At 37.5% G+C, this 18,886-nt stretch carries 18 protein-coding genes; 3 read left to right on the forward strand and 15 right to left on the reverse strand.

Annotated features, from left to right (window positions below; all coding sequences use genetic code 11):
* Nucleotides 1-9 precede the first annotated feature (9 nt).
* On the reverse strand, nucleotides 10-2,442 hold the full coding sequence (locus KO513_RS04725; RefSeq protein WP_215912508.1) for a gliding motility-associated C-terminal domain-containing protein: 2,433 nt from the start codon (nucleotides 2,440-2,442) through the stop codon (nucleotides 10-12).
* A 391-nt stretch (nucleotides 2,443-2,833) separates the two neighbouring features.
* Here KO513_RS04725 and KO513_RS04730 point away from each other — a divergent pair, with 391 nt between their 5' ends.
* Nucleotides 2,834-3,382: a ClpP family protease gene (locus KO513_RS04730; protein WP_215441960.1), complete on the forward strand. Its 549-nt coding sequence runs from the start codon at nucleotides 2,834-2,836 to the stop codon at nucleotides 3,380-3,382.
* Between the two features lie 155 nt (nucleotides 3,383-3,537).
* Here the strand turns inward: KO513_RS04730 and KO513_RS04735 are convergent, their stop codons facing one another.
* Genes KO513_RS04735 through KO513_RS04750 form a run of 4 tightly spaced genes read right to left on the reverse strand, consistent with a single transcriptional unit; the run spans nucleotide 3,538 to nucleotide 7,195 of the window.
* On the reverse strand, nucleotides 3,538-5,070 hold the full coding sequence (locus KO513_RS04735) for a cryptochrome/photolyase family protein (RefSeq protein WP_215912509.1): 1,533 nt from the start codon (nucleotides 5,068-5,070) through the stop codon (nucleotides 3,538-3,540).
* 26 nt (nucleotides 5,071-5,096) lie between these two features.
* Nucleotides 5,097-6,392 carry a DASH family cryptochrome gene (locus KO513_RS04740; protein WP_215912510.1) on the reverse strand — a complete coding sequence of 432 codons (1,296 nt, stop codon included), beginning with the start codon at nucleotides 6,390-6,392 and terminating at the stop codon, nucleotides 5,097-5,099.
* Between the two features lie 31 nt (nucleotides 6,393-6,423).
* Nucleotides 6,424-6,561, reverse strand: coding sequence for a DUF2256 domain-containing protein (locus KO513_RS04745; protein WP_215912511.1), 138 nt, complete (start codon nucleotides 6,559-6,561; stop codon nucleotides 6,424-6,426).
* Nucleotides 6,551-7,195: a flavin reductase family protein gene (locus KO513_RS04750; RefSeq protein ID WP_215912512.1), complete on the reverse strand. Its 645-nt coding sequence runs from the start codon at nucleotides 7,193-7,195 to the stop codon at nucleotides 6,551-6,553. The genes KO513_RS04745 and KO513_RS04750 overlap by 11 nt, the downstream gene beginning before the upstream one ends.
* 146 nt (nucleotides 7,196-7,341) lie before the next feature.
* On the opposite strand from KO513_RS04750, the gene KO513_RS04755 reads away from it, so the two are divergent.
* Nucleotides 7,342-8,682: an FAD-dependent oxidoreductase gene (locus tag KO513_RS04755; RefSeq protein WP_215912513.1), complete on the forward strand. Its 1,341-nt coding sequence runs from the start codon at nucleotides 7,342-7,344 to the stop codon at nucleotides 8,680-8,682.
* Here the strand turns inward: KO513_RS04755 and KO513_RS04760 are convergent.
* The 3 genes from KO513_RS04760 to KO513_RS04770 form a co-directional block, all read right to left on the reverse strand.
* Entirely contained in the window at nucleotides 8,679-9,110 is a 432-nt protein-coding gene (locus KO513_RS04760; protein ID WP_215912514.1) for a DUF4174 domain-containing protein, read from the reverse strand. The genes KO513_RS04755 and KO513_RS04760 overlap by 4 nt on opposite strands.
* Nucleotides 9,111-9,200: 90 nt before the next feature.
* Nucleotides 9,201-9,980, reverse strand: coding sequence for a zinc ribbon domain-containing protein (locus tag KO513_RS04765; protein WP_215441953.1), 780 nt, complete (start codon nucleotides 9,978-9,980; stop codon nucleotides 9,201-9,203).
* A gap of 5 nt (nucleotides 9,981-9,985) precedes the next feature.
* On the reverse strand, nucleotides 9,986-11,080 hold the full coding sequence (locus KO513_RS04770; RefSeq protein ID WP_215912515.1) for a Nif3-like dinuclear metal center hexameric protein: 1,095 nt from the start codon (nucleotides 11,078-11,080) through the stop codon (nucleotides 9,986-9,988).
* Nucleotides 11,081-11,126: 46 nt separating this feature from the next.
* On the opposite strand from KO513_RS04770, the gene lpxK reads away from it, so the two are divergent.
* On the forward strand, nucleotides 11,127-12,125 hold the full coding sequence (gene lpxK, locus KO513_RS04775) for a tetraacyldisaccharide 4'-kinase (protein WP_215912516.1): 999 nt from the start codon (nucleotides 11,127-11,129) through the stop codon (nucleotides 12,123-12,125).
* On the opposite strand, the gene KO513_RS04780 is transcribed toward lpxK, so the two are convergent.
* The 7 genes from KO513_RS04780 to KO513_RS04810 all read right to left on the reverse strand — a co-directional run bounded on the left by KO513_RS04780 (nucleotide 12,115) and on the right by KO513_RS04810 (nucleotide 18,700).
* A complete protein-coding gene (locus KO513_RS04780; protein ID WP_215912517.1) occupies nucleotides 12,115-14,343 on the reverse strand; it encodes a tetratricopeptide repeat-containing hybrid sensor histidine kinase/response regulator in 2,229 nt (742 codons plus the stop codon). The genes lpxK and KO513_RS04780 overlap by 11 nt on opposite strands.
* Nucleotides 14,340-15,350: a type I glyceraldehyde-3-phosphate dehydrogenase gene (gap, locus tag KO513_RS04785; protein WP_215912518.1), complete on the reverse strand. Its 1,011-nt coding sequence runs from the start codon at nucleotides 15,348-15,350 to the stop codon at nucleotides 14,340-14,342. The genes KO513_RS04780 and gap overlap by 4 nt, the downstream gene beginning before the upstream one ends.
* Nucleotides 15,351-15,439: 89 nt before the next feature.
* Nucleotides 15,440-16,315 carry a lipoyl synthase gene (lipA, locus tag KO513_RS04790; protein ID WP_215912519.1) on the reverse strand — a complete coding sequence of 292 codons (876 nt, stop codon included), beginning with the start codon at nucleotides 16,313-16,315 and terminating at the stop codon, nucleotides 15,440-15,442.
* Between the two features lie 171 nt (nucleotides 16,316-16,486).
* Nucleotides 16,487-17,041 carry an RNA polymerase sigma factor gene (locus KO513_RS04795; protein ID WP_215441947.1) on the reverse strand — a complete coding sequence of 185 codons (555 nt, stop codon included), beginning with the start codon at nucleotides 17,039-17,041 and terminating at the stop codon, nucleotides 16,487-16,489.
* A 26-nt stretch (nucleotides 17,042-17,067) separates the two neighbouring features.
* Nucleotides 17,068-17,286: a membrane or secreted protein gene (locus KO513_RS04800; protein ID WP_215441946.1), complete on the reverse strand. Its 219-nt coding sequence runs from the start codon at nucleotides 17,284-17,286 to the stop codon at nucleotides 17,068-17,070.
* Nucleotides 17,287-17,370: 84 nt separating this feature from the next.
* Nucleotides 17,371-18,129 (reverse strand): anti-sigma factor, encoded by a 759-nt coding sequence (locus KO513_RS04805; protein WP_215912520.1) that lies wholly within the window; start codon nucleotides 18,127-18,129, stop codon nucleotides 17,371-17,373.
* A 4-nt stretch (nucleotides 18,130-18,133) separates the two neighbouring features.
* On the reverse strand, nucleotides 18,134-18,700 hold the full coding sequence (locus KO513_RS04810) for an RNA polymerase sigma factor (RefSeq protein ID WP_215441944.1): 567 nt from the start codon (nucleotides 18,698-18,700) through the stop codon (nucleotides 18,134-18,136).
* Nucleotides 18,701-18,886: the final 186 nt, after the last annotated feature.

Below are 18,886 nucleotides of genomic sequence, written 5' to 3' on the forward strand. Positions count from 1 at the left end.
CTGCCTTTTTTAGTTAGAACCGATATAGATATATCCGTTAACCGGTTTTATTTCATTGTTTCCAAAGCCAATGATATAGTAATATGTTCCTGATGAAAGCATAGCTGAGTTGCCCAATGAACTTTTAGGTGCATAGCCGCTCCAATCATTAGTGTAATCGCTATTTTCATAGACAATATTGCCCCATCTGTTAAAAACTTTTAGATGATAGGTGTAATCACAACCTTCCAATCCTGAAATTTCAAACACATCATTTATGCCATCGCCATTGGCGGTCAGGGTTTTAGAAACTACTAGATTTTCAATATCACAAGGCATATCCGCTTCAACTATAATAAGCTGGGTATGTGTAGTTTCGTTACCGTTGTTATCTACGGCAATCCATGTTCTTGTAATTTCGTAACCTGTAGTACAGTCTTCGTTATTTGTTGCGGTTTCCGTGAAAGTTACTACGGGGTCCGTATCGCAATTATCTATAGCCGTTAGCACATCTGCCTCGGGAATAGAATCACAATCTACGATAAGGTCTTGCGGAAGTTCTTCCACAAATGTTGGTGCTTCCTCGTCCATTATACATTCATCGGATATTACAGTGATAATTTGTGTATGGGTGAAGGTATTATTGGCACTATCCGTTGCTGTCCAAGTTCGGGTTATCTCGTAACTGGTTTCACAATTTCGGTCATTGGTTGCGGTCTCCGTAAAAGTTACGGTAGGGTCCGGGTCGCAATAATCTATAGCGGTTAAGATGGCCGCATCCGGTACTCCGTTACAAGGTACCGTAATATCTCCAGGAAGATTTTCAGCAAAGACCGGTGCTTCTACATCGGTAATGCTAATGATAATCGTAGTAGGGTCTCCGTTTCCAACGCCACATTCATCAAACGTAAACGAACTGTTAGAGGTTTGTTGGGTTGTGTTGATTTCGCCGGTATACAAAGCCACGGTTTGAGAATCCGAATTAAACGTACAGGCGGGAATACTTGAAAAGTAAGCATCATCTTTAATACGTACCGCATATTGAATAGTATAGGGCGCACTGGTAACATCCGTATAACCATCGGCTACATTAAAAGTAAGTTCTCTTGTAACCGAGTCAAAATTATAGGTAATCTCACTTGGCAACGGTTCCACACTTATAAAGTCCATTTCTTCGGGTATGGTAGTAGAGAAAGATAAATTTCTAATATTGTCGTTCCCCGTATTGGCCACATCCAAATATATCTGAATGGTTTCTCCAGTTCGTGGGTTTTCATCCGAAGCGGTGGCGTAAAGGTCTAGTGAGTTTAACGATGGTTCATAAACTTCTACGGCCATACCTAAAAGATAAAGTCCATAAACCTCTTGGTCTGAAGTCATCCGAACCGTAGCCGATGTTTGATTGTTGGTAATTAGGGAGTTGCCCGTGTTTTCCAAATTAAATAAGCTGGCATCATACCCTAAAGTATTTGAACTTGCGGGCATTCTGTCCAAAAAGTCACTGCCATTTGTAGTAATGGAACTGTTGAAGAAATTATTGGCCGGTCTCATTGGAGTGGATAAAGGTTCCCATGAGTTAGAAGTATCCAATATCAATAACTGATCGCGAGAAATTCCTCTATCTCCTTCAAAAGAACCAATGACCATATTTGCTTTTACCTCACCATTAGGTACAGTTTGGAAACCATCAAAAGTAACATCAAAATTATTCTGTGTGCTTGTAATATGGGCATATCCATCAAAAAGGGTAATGTGTTTCTGTGGCATAAGCGGACTCTGCCAAACAAAGACTATTTGCCATCCACCGGATGTACCTGTTCTTCCGCCACCATGAGATAGTAATTGTCCTTCAGTAGCCTTAACATTGGCTACTTGGTAGGTGCCAAAAGGGTCGCTCAACCCTTGTACGTAACTCGTAATGTCCTTAACACAGATATAGGGGTCGTTAACAAAATGGTCGTCCCTACCGCGGTAAATAACCTCGTCGGCAGTTAGGGTGGCCTCATAGTTACTAGACCCTGGCAGCATTAATTTAATATTATCAAAACTCCAAGAAGGCTCAACGCCTCCATTGCCCGCAATTGGTGTTCCGGAACCATCTACTTCATATTCTTTATCGGCTGCAGCCCAATACAGAAAAACACGTTCTATGGTCAAGCAAGAACTGTCAGGAGAGGGGTTTGATAAATTAGCGCTACTAGAATTAAATGTAGTAGGGTCACTATCTATATCTACAAATACGTTGTCCGAAAAATCATGGTTACTACCGTTCCCGTTGTATGCATTTGTTGCATGCCGGGAAAGTACGTTGTTTGCAACCATAGTAAAGTCACCTGTTATGGTTTCCGAATACCGAGGAGAGAACCCTCTTTGAAGTTGCGCACTGACGGAGTTAAAAGCGAATATGAGAAAAACGAACCCAAGAGCTCGTGTAATTTTTTTTTGGTGTAATTTTTTCTTCATAATTATAAGTTTTGTAAACATATAATTAGAAGCTACATTAAGTCTTTACCTGTAAAGGGTGTGCAATGGTGTAATTAAGGTCAAGTTCAATCTGTAGCAACTAGGTTATTTGGGATAAAAAAGTGCCGTAATTTTATAGCATATGTTTTATTTGTTCTGTACAAAGGTCACCTATACCCTTGTTAATTAGTAGACTATACGATGAACGTAGATTTTATTCGTTAGCGGCATATATCTATAGATGAGTGGTTTATTTCTATCGATGAGAATAAATGAACGGTCTGGGACGGGTTGTGAGAAAAAGCGATGAAGGGTAATTACATTGATAATCATGTAACACTATTTTGGTACAGATAAATTGTTTAATTTTGAGATGTATAAATAATAGCAAATGAGTTCTAAAAAAGGAAAAGTTCAAGAAGCGATAGACGAAAAATTGTTAGAAGAAAGAAAGGTCTTCTTATGGGGCATGGTAGATGATGATTCCGCCAAGCACGTTATAGATCGTTTATTGTATTTAGATATGCAGAATAATGAAGAAATACAGTTATATATAAATAGTCCGGGTGGTTACGTTACTTCTGGTTTTGCCATGTATGACATCATAAAATCTTTAAAAAGCCCTGTTTCTACAATCTGTACAGGTCTTGCGGCCTCTATGGGTTCTATATTGCTTTCTGTTGGAAAAAAAGGTAGAAGGTTTATTCAGCCCCATGCGCAGGTTATGATTCACCAACCAAGTGGTGGTGCAAGAGGGCAAGCTTCAAATATTGAAATTCAGGCCAAAGAAATCATCAAGACCAAAGAATTGAGTGCCCGTATTTTAGCAGACAATTGTGGTCAGGACTATGAAAAAGTATTGAGAGATTTTGATAGGGATTATTGGATGAATGCCGAAGAATCTATTGCCTATGGCATTGTAGACGGTATTTTAGAATAGTAATTTTAATCTCAAAAAAAAAGAAAAAGTCCTTCGTAATTTAATCACGAAGGACTTTTTTGGGATATATATAGACGCTCTCGCGAAACCATTATTGTATTTACAAAGCAAATTTTTGCGTAGGACGTTCCTTTTCCCCTAAAAACTATATAACCTTAGTATAAATCGGGCTTTTCAATAATAGCATTGGCTCTTTTTTTTAAGGCTTCTAGTTCTTCTGCAGATTTTTTGTTCAACAGGCTCATCATCATGGCCATTCGGTTATTATCTTTAAAATGTGCTCGCTTTTCGTCTAGAAAGTTCCAGTAAAGAGCATTGAACGGACACGCCTTGTCTCCTAGTTTTTTGGTGTGGGAATAATGGCAGCTACTACAATAATTGCTCATTTTGTTTATATAGTTGGCGCTACTAACATAAGGTTTGGTGGCTACAATACCACCATCTGCAAATTGGCTCATACCCCTTGTGTTGGTTATTTCTACCCATTCAATGGCATCAATATAGATGCCGAGGTACCAAGCATCTACTTGGTCGGGATCCGTCATGTTTAAAAGTGCAAAATTACCAGTAATCATCAAGCGTTGTATATGGTGTGCATAGGCCTCATCAAGACTTTGTTCAATGGCATGATGCAAACAATTCATTTTAGTTTTACCGGTCCAGAAGAAATCTGGTAGAGAGTTGGTGTTATTTAGTTCGTTGACCTTGGAATAGGTAGGCATCTCTTTCCAATAAATACCGCGCATATATTCTCGCCAACCTAGAATTTGACGAACAAAGCCCTCTACTTGAGAAATGTGAATGGTATCTGTATGATCATGGTAGTATGCTATGACCGAATCAATGACTTCTTTGGGTGAAATAATCTTACTGTTCATAGCAAACGATAACCTTGAATGAAACAAAAACTTTTCATTTGTGTGAAGGGCATCTTGAAAATCACCAAAATGTTCCAGCAGGTTCTCGCAGAAGTAATCCAAGACGGCCAATGCTTCTTTTCTTGAAAAAGGCCAATTAAAATTAGTAGGGTCTATGCGCCCAAATGTTTGTGCTCCACTTTCATTAATTTCGGATATAAGATGCTGCACATCATTATGAAAGTCCTTAGATGTTGGTATCGTAGGTTGACCTTTCCATTTTTTACGATTGCTATGGTCGTAATTCCACTTGCCGCCTTCTGGTTGGTTTCCGGTGGTTAGAATATGGTGTTTTTTACGCATCATGCGGTAGAAACTTTCCATAATAAGCTGTTTTTTGCCTGAGAAAAAGTTTTTGAGCTCAAATCTAGTGGTATAAAAATGCTCGGTTTCTACGGCTTTATAGTTGCAATCCAGATTTTGGCAAATGGATTGTAATTGTTGGTCCAAACGATATTCATCCGGTAATTGGTATTCAAAATTTGTCGCGGTGGTCTCCTCAATGTAATGTTTTATTATTTCTTCCAAGTTTTGAGGGTTGTTATTATCGGAAATTTTCAAATAAATACACTGATGGCCTTTGGACTTTATAGTTTTGGAGAAATTACGCATAGCTAAAAAGAATGCCACTACTTTTTGGATATGATGTTTAACATAGTCCGTTTCTTGGCGCATTTCGGCCATTAAGTAAATAACATTTTTATCTACAGCTTTAAACCAAGAATGGTTTTCGTTCAGTTGATCTCCTAAGATGAGTCGTAATGTCTTCATGAATATAATTTATATGCTGTAGTTATTTAGAAGAGGGTTTCTTGTAACCACAGATTTTGAAATTTTCCTTGAGGGTCATAAATACTTGCTTGGCGTTCTATGTTAAATTTTCTATTCCTAGGGTCGTTTCCTACTCCACTTGTATACATCCAATTGCACCAATTGCTATGCACATCGTAATCTATAAGCATACTTTCAAAATAAGCGGCGCCAATACGCCAGTCTTGTTCTAGCTCTTTGGACCAAAAACTTGCTACGTTTTGTCGCCCGCGATTACTCATCCAACCTGTTGAAGACAATTCTTTCATATTGGCATTTATGAAAGGAGATTTGGTACGGCCTTCAATCCATTGTATTAATAATTTTTTAGAGCTATGCCAATTATATGGTCTTCCGGAAATACCTTTTAAGCAGAATATTTTATTTTGATGTTTTAAAGAAATGTATTTGAAATAGTCTCGCCATAACAGTTCAAAGATGAGCCAGTACGTACTCTCATTTTTGATAATTTCTTTTTCAAAGTCTTTTACATGCCAGTAAATGGTTCGTGGAGATATGCTACCATTTGCTAACCATGCGGAAAGTTTAGAACTATAACCCGAACCCATTAGTCCGTTACGAGTTTTTTTATAAACCGATAATTTCTGTTTTTTCCAGATATATTCTTCAATTCTTTTGAGTGCTTGGTTCTCTCCGCCTTTGAAAGTAAAAGCAGTTCTGAAGTCTTTTTCAAAACTCAAAAGACCTAAATCCGAAAGTTCTAAACTTTTATGATGCTGTTTAATTAAGTTGTTTTTCGGCTGGGGTAGTGGTACAGGAATAACTGGGTTGACTTTAGTTTTAGCTTCGCATACTTTTCTGAAAACTGTAAAGACCTCAGGTATATTTTGATAGTCTTGAAATGGAATTGCGTCCGGGTGAATTAAAAACTGACCGTATGAACTCTTAAATTTTATATAATCGGGAGATGCTAGAATTACGGATTCTGAAACACTTCTTTCCTCTGTAGTCCATTCTTCTTGAAAGTAAACCGCTTCAATACTATACTTCTCAATTAAGTGTGGAATCGTATGTTCCGGTTTATCGTAAACTATTATCAACGAAATATTAAGTTCACTAAGGTTTCTTTCTAATTCGTATACGGATTCTATTAAAAATTGAGCGCGATAATTAGAAGTCTTTTGAAAACCAAAAATATCTTTTTCATAATGCCTTGGGTCAAAACAATATACCGCAATAACATTGTCTTTAGTATTGCAGGCTTGCGATAAAGACGGATTATCGGCGATTCTTAAATCGTTTCTAAACCAGACTAAATTCATAGGATATATTTAATTAATAAAAGATTAAAATTCAATTTGCCATTTGTCTACATTTTTTACTACAATATTTTACATTTTCCCAATCGCGTTCCCATTTCTTTCGCCACGTAAAAGGTCTGAGGCAGACCACACAAACTTTAGTTGGTAGATGTATTTTTTTATGACTCATGCCAGAGAGAATTTGTCTTCTCATGAGGTTTGGCATAGGCTAACCTGTCAATGACTTTTGGTAAAGCATAGCCGTCCAAACCTACAGAGGAAATTGTATTTGCTCTGTCCAATTGTATCCAACCATCTTTTGATACGATTCCTTCATTGATGTATATATGCTTGATAGCGCCAATAATTAGGAGACATCCGTTTTCCTCTATAGTATATTCGTTTACAAATTCACAACCTATTTTAATAGAACTCTCAGCTACATAAGGAACCTTGAAATTATCCAAGAATTCTTCGGTCAAACCCGTTTTTTCAAATTCAGATGTAAGCGCATCATATTTTGCAGAGGTATGATGTGCATCTTTGTATATGGTCTCGTTAACTTGATTTACCGTGAAAAAACGATTCTTTTTGATGTTGTTGTAAGTGTCTCGGCGAACAGTTAATGGACGAGAAATAAAGCCTAACATTGCGGGATTACTCCCAATATGTACTACAGAATTAAATAAGGCCAAGTTTGTAAATTGAGGACCAGCTATAGAAGCTATAAGGTTTAGTGATTTATAACCAGTGCAGCTATTTATGAGATTGGCACGGTAACGAGAAGTTAGTTTACTTAAATCTTCGTCTTGATAGTGCAACATTGTGTGGCGTTTTGTTTAATAAAATTATGAAATATTAAAACAATACATCTTCTCTATGTGTAATTGCGTCAATTTTTAGGACTATAGGGGTACATTTAATTTTGATGTCTTATTTTAGTCCTTTATTAGCCTCTCAGCTTAAATATATGATACAATCTTCTAAGAATATAGCCATAATAGGCTCTGGCCTTGTTGGCTCTTTACTGGCCATATATCTCAAAAAAATGGGCCATACCATTACCGTTTTTGACAGGAGGCCGGATATTAGAAATATTAAATTTTCAGGACGCTCCATTAATTTGGCCATGAGCAATAGAGGCTGGCAATCTTTGGCCGAGGTAGGTATAGAGGATGAAATAAAAAAGATAGCTATCCCATTGGATAAGCGAGCCATGCATGTAATAGATAAGCCCATCTATTTTCAAAAGTATGGGAAAGAAGGAGAGGCTATTTGGTCTATTTCTAGAGGTGTGCTGAACAAAAAGATGATAGACTTGGCGGAAGATGCCGGTGTGGAGTTTCGTTTTGATGAGAAGGTCTGGAATGTAGACTTACCAGAAGCTACATTATATACAGGAGAGACCGAAAAAGGCGAGTGGAAAGAATACAACTATGATATAATTTTTGGTTGCGATGGCGCATTTTCTCGTGTACGGCATAAAATGCAACGCCGAAGCAGGTTTGATTATTCACAGGATTTTATTGACGTAGGCTACAAGGAACTTTCTATACCGGCCAACGAGGACGGCACTCACAAACTGGATAAAAATTCGTTTCACATTTGGCCTAGAGGTAAATTTATGCTTATTGCCATGCCTAATATTGATGGTAGTTTTACCTGTACCTTATTTATGCCATTTGAAGGAGAAGTATCCTTTGAGAGTATTCAAACCAAAGAACAAGCAAAGGAATTTTTTAAAACCTACTTTCCTAATGTTAGAAAAGAGATAGAAAACCTAACACAAGACTTTTTCAAGAACCCTACAAGTGCCATGGTAACTATGAAATGTTATCCTTGGACCTATTGGGACAAAGTGGCTTTAGTGGGAGATTCTGCCCATGCAATCGTTCCTTTTTACGGTCAAGGTATGAATGCCGGTTTTGAAGATATTTTTATTCTAAAGCAGAAAATAGAGAAGTACGGAGATGATTGGGAAGCTATTTTTAAGGAGTATCAAGAAGAACGAAAACCAAATGCAGATGCCATAGCGGAACTCAGTTACCGCAATTTTGTTGAAATGAGCAGTAAAACGGCCGACCCTAAATTTCTGTTACAGAAAAAAATAGAGAAGCGTTTTGCAGCCCTTCACCCGGATAAATGGATTCCGGCCTACTCTAGGGTTACATTTTCTAACAGACCCTATTCAGAAGCCCTAGAAATGGGTGATGCTCAGGAAGCTATTATGCAAAAAGTATTGGAAATGCCTAATATTGAGGATAAGTGGGATAGTGAGGAAGTAGAGCAGAAGATATTGAGCTTGATTTAATTTTTTCTATTCCGTAACTCGGATTGGCGCATGGGCATAGCATCTATTGTATTGTATATAGTTTCTGGATTAACCGGTAGCGGTTTTTTTAATTTGGCACCACCGTCCTTACCTATGAGTAAAATACCTTCATAATCGGTCATTAATTGGAATTGTTCATAAACGTGTTCAGCTTTTACATCCAATTTACTGCCATCCGTATTAAATACATTTGTACGGTTCATTACTAGAATGATAAGATCACGGTCCTTTAATTCATTTTTATTCTCTGTAAATGGCTTTACATTTTTTTCAAGAGTAAGAGATTCATTATCGGCTATGAAAAATAATAAACGGTTCTCCCATTTGTAATCATCAAGGTTTTGACTCCATGAGTAGCACCAAGTCATAAAGAATAGGATTGGAAACAAAGGTTTAAGAATTTGCATAATTAGCTTTTCTATAGTCGTTAAGATACCAAAAAAAAAGCCATCCACTTAAAAAGTAGATGGCTTTGGTTTTATTAGGGAAATGTAGGATTACATTTTAGTAAACATTTTTCCCATTTTTTCTTGTTCCTCTTCAGCTAGAACTGGATCAACCAATATTCTACCACTGTGCTCATCCGTAATTATTTTTTTACGGGAAGCAATCTCTACCTGTACCTGTGGTGGAATAGTAAAGAAAGAACCTCCTGAGGCACCTCTTTCGATTGGCACAACAGCTAAACCGTTCTTAACGTTGTTACGGATACGTGTGTAAGCCTTAACAAGACGTTCTTCTATTTCACTTTGGTATTTTTCAGACTGGGCAAGAAGTGCTTTTTCTTCTTTTTCGGTCTCGGCCAAAATAGCATCAAGCTCGCTTTTCTTGTGCTTTAAGTGAGACTCGCGCTCAGATAAACGTTCTTTCGTTTCGGAAATAACTGCTTTTTTCTGCTCTATCTGTGCTTTGAACTCTTTAATGTTCTTTTCCGCTAATTGAATTTCAAGTTCTTGAAATTCAAGTTCTTTGCTAATAGAGTTAAATTCTCTACTGTTACGAACGTTCTTCTGTTGCTCCGTATATTTTTTTATAAGTGCTTTAGACTCATCTATAAGGTTCTTTTTTGCGCCAATCTCAAAATTGATGGTCTCAACATCTGTTTTCAACTTGTCCAATCTTGTTTTAAGACCAAGAACGTCATCTTCTAAATCTTCTACTTCTAAAGGAAGTTCGCCTCGTACATTACGTATTTCATCTACTCTTGAATCAATCAATTGCAAGTCGTACAATGCCCTTAACTTTTCCTCTACCGTTGCTTCTGATTTTTTTGCCATATATTTTATAAATACTTGATGGGATTGGTTTTACTTTCCGATAAACGGATTGCAAAATTAGGGATTTTTTTTGTAAGATACTCAACTAAAAGGTTTTTTGTAAACTGCTCGCTTTCATAGTGTCCTATATCTGCAATTATCATTTTGCCTTCCGCTTTGTAAAATTCATGGTATTTTATGTCTGCTGTAATCAAAACATCCGCACCTTCTGCCATTGCAGGCGAAATGGCAAAAGCACCACTGCCGCCCAGAACAGCTATTTTTTTGATTTTTCTTCCTAACAATTCCGAATGGCGAATGCCACCTGCATTCATTTTTTCCTTTACCTCCTTTAAAAAAGAGAGGTCTTCCATAGGTTCTTCAAGTTCACCTATCATACCCATACCAATATTTTGATCCGTATTTTCCAGAGTCATCACTTCATACGCCACTTCTTCATAGGGGTGGGTAGTGAACAAAGCCTTCATTATTTTTGCTTGGTTTACTTTGGAAAAAGTAACGCTAAGTTGGGTCTCTTCTTCGTAATGGGTTTTTCCTATTTCGCCAAGGGTAGGGTTAGCTTGTTCACCGGCTTTGTAACTTCCTTGACCGTTGGTGCTAAAACTACAATTGCTGTAGTTGCCAATATTTCCTGCTCCTGCACTAAAAAGGGCGTCTCTGAGGGTGTTGGCATCTTTAACTGGTACGTAGGTGGTCAGTTTTTTAATGGTCTCCTTCTGGGGGATTAAAATTTGTGGTTTTTTTATGCCAAGAACCTCACATATTTTGGCATTTACACCTTCTGGAACATTATCCAGAGCCGTATGCATACTGTAAATGGCAATGTCATTTTTAATGGCTTTGATAACCACCCGCTCTACATATGATTTTCCTGTCAACTTTTTCAGTCCCCCAAAAATGATGGGGTGAAAACTTATTATTAGATTACAGTTTTGTGAAATAGCCTCATCTACCACGTTTTCCAACGTGTCCAAGGTTACAAGTATGCCGGAAACCTTTGCTTTGCTATTTCCGACCAGAAGGCCAACGTTGTCAAAACCTTCGGCATAGGGTAGAGGTGCTAAATCTTCAAGTATTTGGGTGACTTCTTTTACGGTCATAGCTATTTTTATGAGGTCTAAAGATAAAATATTATAATTTCGCCCTGTGCAAGTACTCAAAAAAATATTATTTCCCGTATCGCTGATTTATGCGTTGGTAGTTTACCTCCGGAATTATTTCTATGATAAAGGAATTTTTAGTTCCCAAAGTTTTACAACACCCACTATTTGTATTGGAAATTTAAGTGCGGGCGGAACCGGTAAAACTCCTATGGTAGAACTTTTGGGAGCTATGCTAAAAGATAGCTATAAAGTGGCGGTGTTAAGTAGAGGGTATCGCAGGAAATCAAAAGGGTTTGTACTTGCCCGTGAAAATGCATCAGTAGACCTATTGGGTGATGAACCTTATCAGATATTTTCTAAGTTTCCCGATATAGCTCTAGCCGTAGATGCAGATAGGAGGAATGGAATAAGAACTCTTGAAGAAAAAATACAACCAGAAGTAATCTTACTGGATGATGCATATCAACACCGAAAAGTGAATTGCGCGTTTTCTATTCTTTTAACCTCTTATGGTCATCTTTATGTTGATGATTGGTATTTGCCAACCGGAAATTTAAGGGATAGTAAAAAAGAGGCGGGTAGGGCACAGGTAATAATCGTAACCAAATGCCCTAACAATTTGAGTGCTGATGCCCAGAAGAGGATAGTAGCGAAGTTAAAACCAAAACCACATCAAGAGGTTTGGTTTACTTATCTAGCTTATGATGATGCATTAAAAACTACAGATACTATCGTTTCCTTTGATACTTTGAAAAAAAAGGAGGTAACCCTTGTAACAGGAATAGCCAACCCAGCACCTTTAGTGGATTATTTAAAAAGAAAAGAGCTAGACTTTGAACATCTGAAATTTAAGGACCATCACGATTTTAGTGAGGCTGAGTTGAATGATTTGCGGCAAAAACAATGTGTTTTAACCACTGAAAAAGATTTTGTAAGACTGAAGGGTAAAGTAGACAATCTTTATTACATTCCTGTAAAACATAAGTTTTTTGGAATGGGAGAAGATGCCTTAAGAGAAAGATTACAACAATTTATGAAGTAGTATTTTTAAGCTCTTTTCTATTAAAAATGTTCTCACCTATTTTCTGGTAGAAGACTTCTGGTTTAAACGGTTTGGTAATTACATCATTACAGCCCGCGGCATAGAAGCTCTCTAAACTGTCGTCTAACGAAATTGCGGTAAGCGCTATAATTGGTGTGACAATATCAAATTTCCGAATTTCAATAGTGGCTTCTTCACCGCCAATGCCCGGCATATGTATATCCATTAGAATGGCATCGTAATAATTCTCACGGGCCATATCTATTGCTTCGCCACCATTATTGGCAATTTCACTGGTGATTTCTTTTTTAGTGAGCATTTTCTTGGTGATGACCTGGTTAATTTTGTTGTCCTCAACAATTAGGATATTCAGGCCTTTAAAATCAAAGTCTTCTGGAGTTACTTCAAAAGGAATGTCATCAACCAGACTGTCTTTACCTTTTACGTCTAGCTCAAAGAAAAATGTACTCCCAACCCCCAGTTCACTCTCTAGTTCTATTCTACTTTCAAAAAGTCCCAATAGGCTTTTTACAATAGTAAGGCCAAGTCCTGTGCCCCCATATTCCCTGTTAATTTGTATAGAGCCTTGTTCAAAACCATCAAAGATATTTTGCTGTTGTTCTTTGGCTATACCTATTCCGTTATCTTTAACCTCAAAGTAAAGTTTAACGTCTTCATCTTCTTTCTTTATGAGTTTTGCGGTTACTTTAACCTCGCCGCCTTTAGTGAATTTTAAAGCATTGCCCACTAGGTTCAGGAAAATCTGAGACAGTTTTAACGGGTCGCTCATTAAGTGGTAGGGTATGTTGCGGTCGTAATCTAAAGTTAATTTGGTCTTGTTGCTCTGGGCACTTTGTTGAAGCGAATCAATAACTTCCTGTAGCACTTTTTTAAGGTTGAACTCAACGTTAAGAGGCTCTAATTTGTCAGCATCAATTTTATTGATTTGAAGAATATCGTTTATAAAGTTCAACAGGTAATCTCCTGAAAATTTTAATGCTTTTAGATGTTCTTTTTGACCTTTGCTTGGGTTTTCCTCTAGCAACAAATGCGTTAGCCCTGTTACGGCATAAAGTGGTGTTCTAAGCTCATGGCTAACCGTAGACAAGAAATTGGTCTTGGCTTCCATCGCCGTAACGGCTGCATCCCTAGCTGCTTTTAATTCATTGTTTTTGGTCTGTAATAAATCGTTGGTTTTAAGCTTGATCTGGTTGTTCCTGAATAAGGATACGGCCAAAAGTGTAATAATCGTTAATAGAGCAGAGGTAAGGATTGCCGTAATATCGGATTTGTTTTTGGACTCGTTCAGTTCTTCAATTTTTTGTTCTTGACGCTTTATTTCGTCGCTCATGAAATCAAACTGAATTTTCTCGGCAGTTTTGGCCTCGGTCTTCATTTTGGCAATGTTGAAGAGTGAATCCCGTATATGAAGCAAATTACGGTTGTTTGCCAATGACTTATCGTAGTTGCCTAATTTTTCATAAACCGTGGTGAGCATTTCATTAGCTTCCCATATTTCTTTGAAAAATTTATTTTTCTTTGCCAGTTTAAGTGCATTTTCACCATTTTCTGCACTTTCTTCAAATTTTTCGGTCTCTAAATCCAGTTGAGCTAAGCCTAAATAAGCTTTGGTGGCTAGATAGTCGCTTTCATATATATCGGTATTGATGATAAGCGAGTTAAAATTCTTAGCGGCACTATCATATTTTTGTAGTTTGAGGAAAATATTACCCTCCGCCAGTAAAATATTGTTGAAAAAATTACGGTCGTTATTCAGCTGCTTGGCTTCGTTCAGCATAAAAATGGCCTGAAAATTTTTATCGTCGTGAAAAAGTAGAATGGCTTCAATATACTTTTGCATAGCACTACCGTAAGGGTATTCTATGTCCTTAAGTAAAGCTTTTGCCCTATCCCAATAAAAATAAGTAGTTTCTTCTTTTTTAAGTTTCAGGTAGACCAACGCAAATTTATGATAGCAGTCTATGAGCGCTTTTACATCAGCTTTTTCCTCGGCTACTTTTGCGGCTTTTTCCAGAGCCTCTAAGGCTAAATCGGTTTGATCTCTATTACGGTATGCCCGGGCTTCTTCAAAATAGATACGAACGTCGTTATTTTCAAGGGCAAGACTATCTTGGGCCTCTAAGTTTTGAGCAACCCAAATCAATACGAATATCGAAAGTAATTTTTTTATGCCGATATGTAGAAAATCAAGCTTCAAACGTATTTATTTCTTGTCAATAGTAAAATTAAATCTATAAGTCTGCTACTATAACCGGTTTCGTTATCGTACCATCCAATTATTTTAACCATTTTTCCAATAACCGAAGTCATCATAGAGTCAAACGTACAAGAATAATAACTATTGTTTATATCAATAGATACTATTGGGTCTTCTGTGTATAAAAGTATGTTTTTGAGCTCTTTATCGGATTTTTTCTTAAAAACAGTGTTGATTTGGTCTATTGAAGTTTCTTTTTTAACATTAAAGGTAATATCTGTTAATGATCCATTTGGAACAGGAACCCTTATTCCGCATCCACCGATTACATCTGCCAAGTGCGGAAAAATTTTGGTAAGGGCTTTTGCTGCTCCTGTTGTAGTGGGAACAATAGACTGAGAAGCTGCGCGAGCTCTTCTTAAGTCATGATGTGGTTGGTCATGTAGACTTTGGTCTGAAGTATATGAATGTATTGTGGTAATATATGCCTGCTCTATACCGCACAGTTCATCAATAACCTTAATCATGGGGGCGGCATTGTTGGTGGTGCATGAGGCATTGGAAATTATATCATCATCGGCATTTAGGGAAACCTCGTTAATTCCCATAACGATCATCTTTATATCCTCATCTGCGGGAGGAGCGGATAAAATCACCTTTTTTGCGCCGTTGGCCAAATGAGGTTGAAGACTCTCTTTGGTCTTGAATTTACCGGAACACTCCACAACAATATCCACATTATAATCGGACCAAATAATGTCATTTGGAGTTTTGTGGTTGGTTAAGGCCACAGACTTTCCGTCAACAATTATAGTGTTTTCTTTATAAGTGATATCATGGTTAAAAACACCATGAATACTATCATATTTTAGTAAATGGGAAAGCGTTCTTGCATCTGCCAAATCATTGATAGCGACTACATTTAGGCTAGGGTGGGCGTCTAAAAGCCTAAAAAGTGTTCGACCTATTCGGCCAAATCCGTTAATGCCAATAGTGGTCTTTTTCATAAGAAAATTAGGGCTAAAGAATACGACTAACTATAGCTGTTTTTATTGTTTATGGTAGTTGTATTAGTAACTTATACTTGGATAAACGCTTAATGAATATGTTTATGAGCCTTGTAGGACGACCTTACCAAGGCACCACTTTCAACATGTCTAAAACCCATTTCCAGACCAATTTCCTCATATTTTTTAAATTGTTCCGGAAGGATAAACTCTTTTACGGGCAGGTGTTTTTTAGAGGGTTGTAAGTATTGTCCAATAGTAACTACGTCTACGTTGGCATCACGCAAGTCTCTCATAGTTTCAATTACTTCTTCTTCAAGTTCTCCCAAGCCCAGCATAATACCGGATTTGGTGCGGTTTACACCGTTGGCGCGTAAATAACGGAGTGCTTCAAGACTACGTTCATATTTGGCCTGTATCCGTACCTCTCGGGTAAGTCTTTTAACGGTTTCCATGTTATGGGATACCACTTCTGGTCCCACTTCAATTATACGGTCTAAATGTCTTTCTATGCCTTGAAAATCGGGAATTAAGGTTTCTAAAGTCGTATTTGGGTTCATTCTTCTAATGGCCTTTACCGTCTCGGCCCAAATTATAGATCCCATATCTTTTAGGTCATCTCTATCTACAGAAGTGATGACCGCATGTTTTATTCCCATTATTTTAATAGAACGAGCTACTTTTTCAGGTTCTGCCCAATCAACCGTATCAGGTCTGCCGGTCTGAACCCCGCAAAAGCCGCATGACCTGGTACAAACATTACCAAGAATCATAAATGTAGCCGTTCCTTCTCCCCAGCATTCCCCCATATTAGGGCAGCTGCCGGACGTACAGATAGTGTGAAGGTCATACTTATCCACTAGTCCCCTAAGTTGAGTATACTTTTTACCCGTGGGAAGCTTAACTCTTAGCCATTTCGGTTTTCCTTTAGGTGGGATAACGTTATTTATGGTATCTGTGCTCATAATTTGATGCAATTTTATACAAATATACGATTTAGCCGTGCAGCACCCATGTTAATGGGCTGTTTTTGCTTTGGTGTAAATTCTAATTATTTGGTAATTAATACAATATCTTCCTTAGTTGAAAGAATACAGCTTTCAGGATTAAAATGGATTAGGATAGGGGTGAGGAGGTTATTTTTTTTGGATAATCTCGGCCAACAGCTTTTTGGCCCTTAGAAGCTTAACCTTAACATTGTTTACAGGTTCGTTAAGTTCTTGTGCAATATCCGCATAACTTAACTCTTTAAAATACCTAAGGTTTATAACCTCTTGGTAGTGCGGTTTAAGTTTTTTTATATGCAAAAGAAGGCTGGCCAGATTTTGCTCCCGAATTAATTGGTCCTCGCCAGATGGGGTATCATCCAATACTTTCTTGACCGCGTCCTGATTGCCATCCGTTTCCAAGCTTTTCTTGCGCTTTCGAATAAGGTCTACGTGTATATTTTTTGAAATGGTGATAAGCCAAGTTTTGAACTCATACTCGCTTTTATACGTGTTGAGTTTGTCAAAAGCTTTAGAAAAAGTTTGTACGGTAATATCTTCTGCGTCATTCTCGTTTTCTGTGCGTTTGAGCTGAAAGCCGTATACACTGTTCCAATAGGTGTCCAACAATGTACTGTAAGCTATTTGGCTGCCCGAAAGAGCTTTTTTTATTGTTACTTGTACGTTGTCATCGGCTTTGGCCAAAAGAAGATAATTTGAGAATGAAAGTTTTAAATTGAGGATTGAAGGTTTGTATTGTCTTCGTTTCTACAATCTTGTTCGCTAGGCAATTTGCCGCACATGCCGCATGCTTGGCCGTCTTGATTTAAATAAGGACTTTGACTTGCACAAGTGCCTGCAAATTTCCCATCTTTTTTAGCCCAGATTTTAATGGCTATTCCTGCAAATCCCAAAGCTAATAACCCGATGGTCAATAAAATGAGTTTCATAAAGATTATTTTGGGACAAAGATATAAAAATAAGCCCCGAAATGGAAGTTTCGAGGCTTAATGATATCTTAAATGAGCAATTGCTTAGTATGCAATATTCGCTACAATATTTTCAACGGTAGGGCTTTGGTTCCCTCCTTGAGGTTCAATGGTAATATAACTAATGGCATCCTCTGCATAGGGTAATGCCAATAGTTTTTCTTGACTATTAGCTTCCTTTATAATACCAAGGTTTACCATTTCGCCGTTAACCTCAGCCCACATTTGGTAGCACTGGTCTTTTGGCAAATGAGGCAGCTTACTTACATTAATATAAGAAAGTCTCTTTACAGGGTTTATATACGCAACGGCCTTTAATTCTTTAGCTTTTTTATTGCCCTTAACATTCACCTTTTTCGTTTCTGGGTTCTGAAGAACAATAAATTGGTTTCTTACATCTTCCAGTTGCGCACGCATTGTTTCTTCTAAATCGTCAATTTTATTATTAACGATAGAGTTCTCTTCTTCTAGGCTTTGATTTTTGTCCCAGAAGAAATAGGATGCGCCCGCAGAAACCAATACTGCAAAACTAGCGGCAACCGCCATACGGTAAAAGTTTCTTTTGAAATTGGATTCTTTGTTAATGCTCTTAAGAATTCTCTTCTTAAGGTCTTCTGGAGCTTTAACGGCATACAGTTTTGCATACGTTTCCAGGTTGTCTTGCAACTCTTCGTAGGTTTCCCGAACTTCTGGGTACATAGACAAGTAGCGTTCTACCTGCAATGTTTCTTCGGTTGTAGTAGTGCCTAAAAGATAGCTTTCCAATAAATCGGAATCTAAAAATGATTTTATCTTTTCTTTCATGGTATTAGGATATCAGGTTTAATGATAACACCAACAGTAACGTAGGGCCATATATTTTTTTGAGTTCCCTGAGCCCGATTTTAAGTCTAGATTTGATAGTTCCCAGCGGAATATTAAGCTCATCGCTCGCTTCCTGTTGTGTCATACCCTCAAAAAACAGGGCGTCTAACACAATTTGGTATTTGGTTTCTATCTTATCCAGATTCTCACGGACGTCCATAAACTCTGGTCTTGTACTGTTGACGCCTAAATTATATACGTCAGAAACATCAATTTGGATTTCCTTATCACTTTTTGTATTGACACTTCTTAATTTATCTATAGCCGTATTACGTGTTATACGAAATAACCACGTAAATAGTTTGGCTTTAGAGGAATCGTAAGAGTCTGATTTTTTCCAAATTTTTATGAAACTTTCCTGTAGGACATCCTGTGCCAATTCCTCATCGCGAACTACCTTATTGGCTACCCCCAAAAGCGTATCGCCGTAATGTTCGTACAAGAGTGAAATAGCTTTTTCATCTCTTTCCTGAAGTAGTTCTACAATGTGCTTTTCAAGTAGTGTACTCATGTTTTATTTCCGGTCACGAAAAAAAATGAATGTTTGGGCATCCAATTTAGTTGGTAGTACCGTATATGTTTAAACGCTAATTTATAAAATTGATTTTTATATAGGCGTATTCAAAAATATTAATAATATAAATGTGCACTTGGTAACTGCACATTTAATTTTTGGTTAGTTTGGTTTGGTATAGCC

Source organism: Zobellia sp. B3R18, assembly GCF_018860715.1.
GTDB classification, from domain to species: Bacteria; Bacteroidota; Bacteroidia; order Flavobacteriales; family Flavobacteriaceae; genus Zobellia; species Zobellia russellii.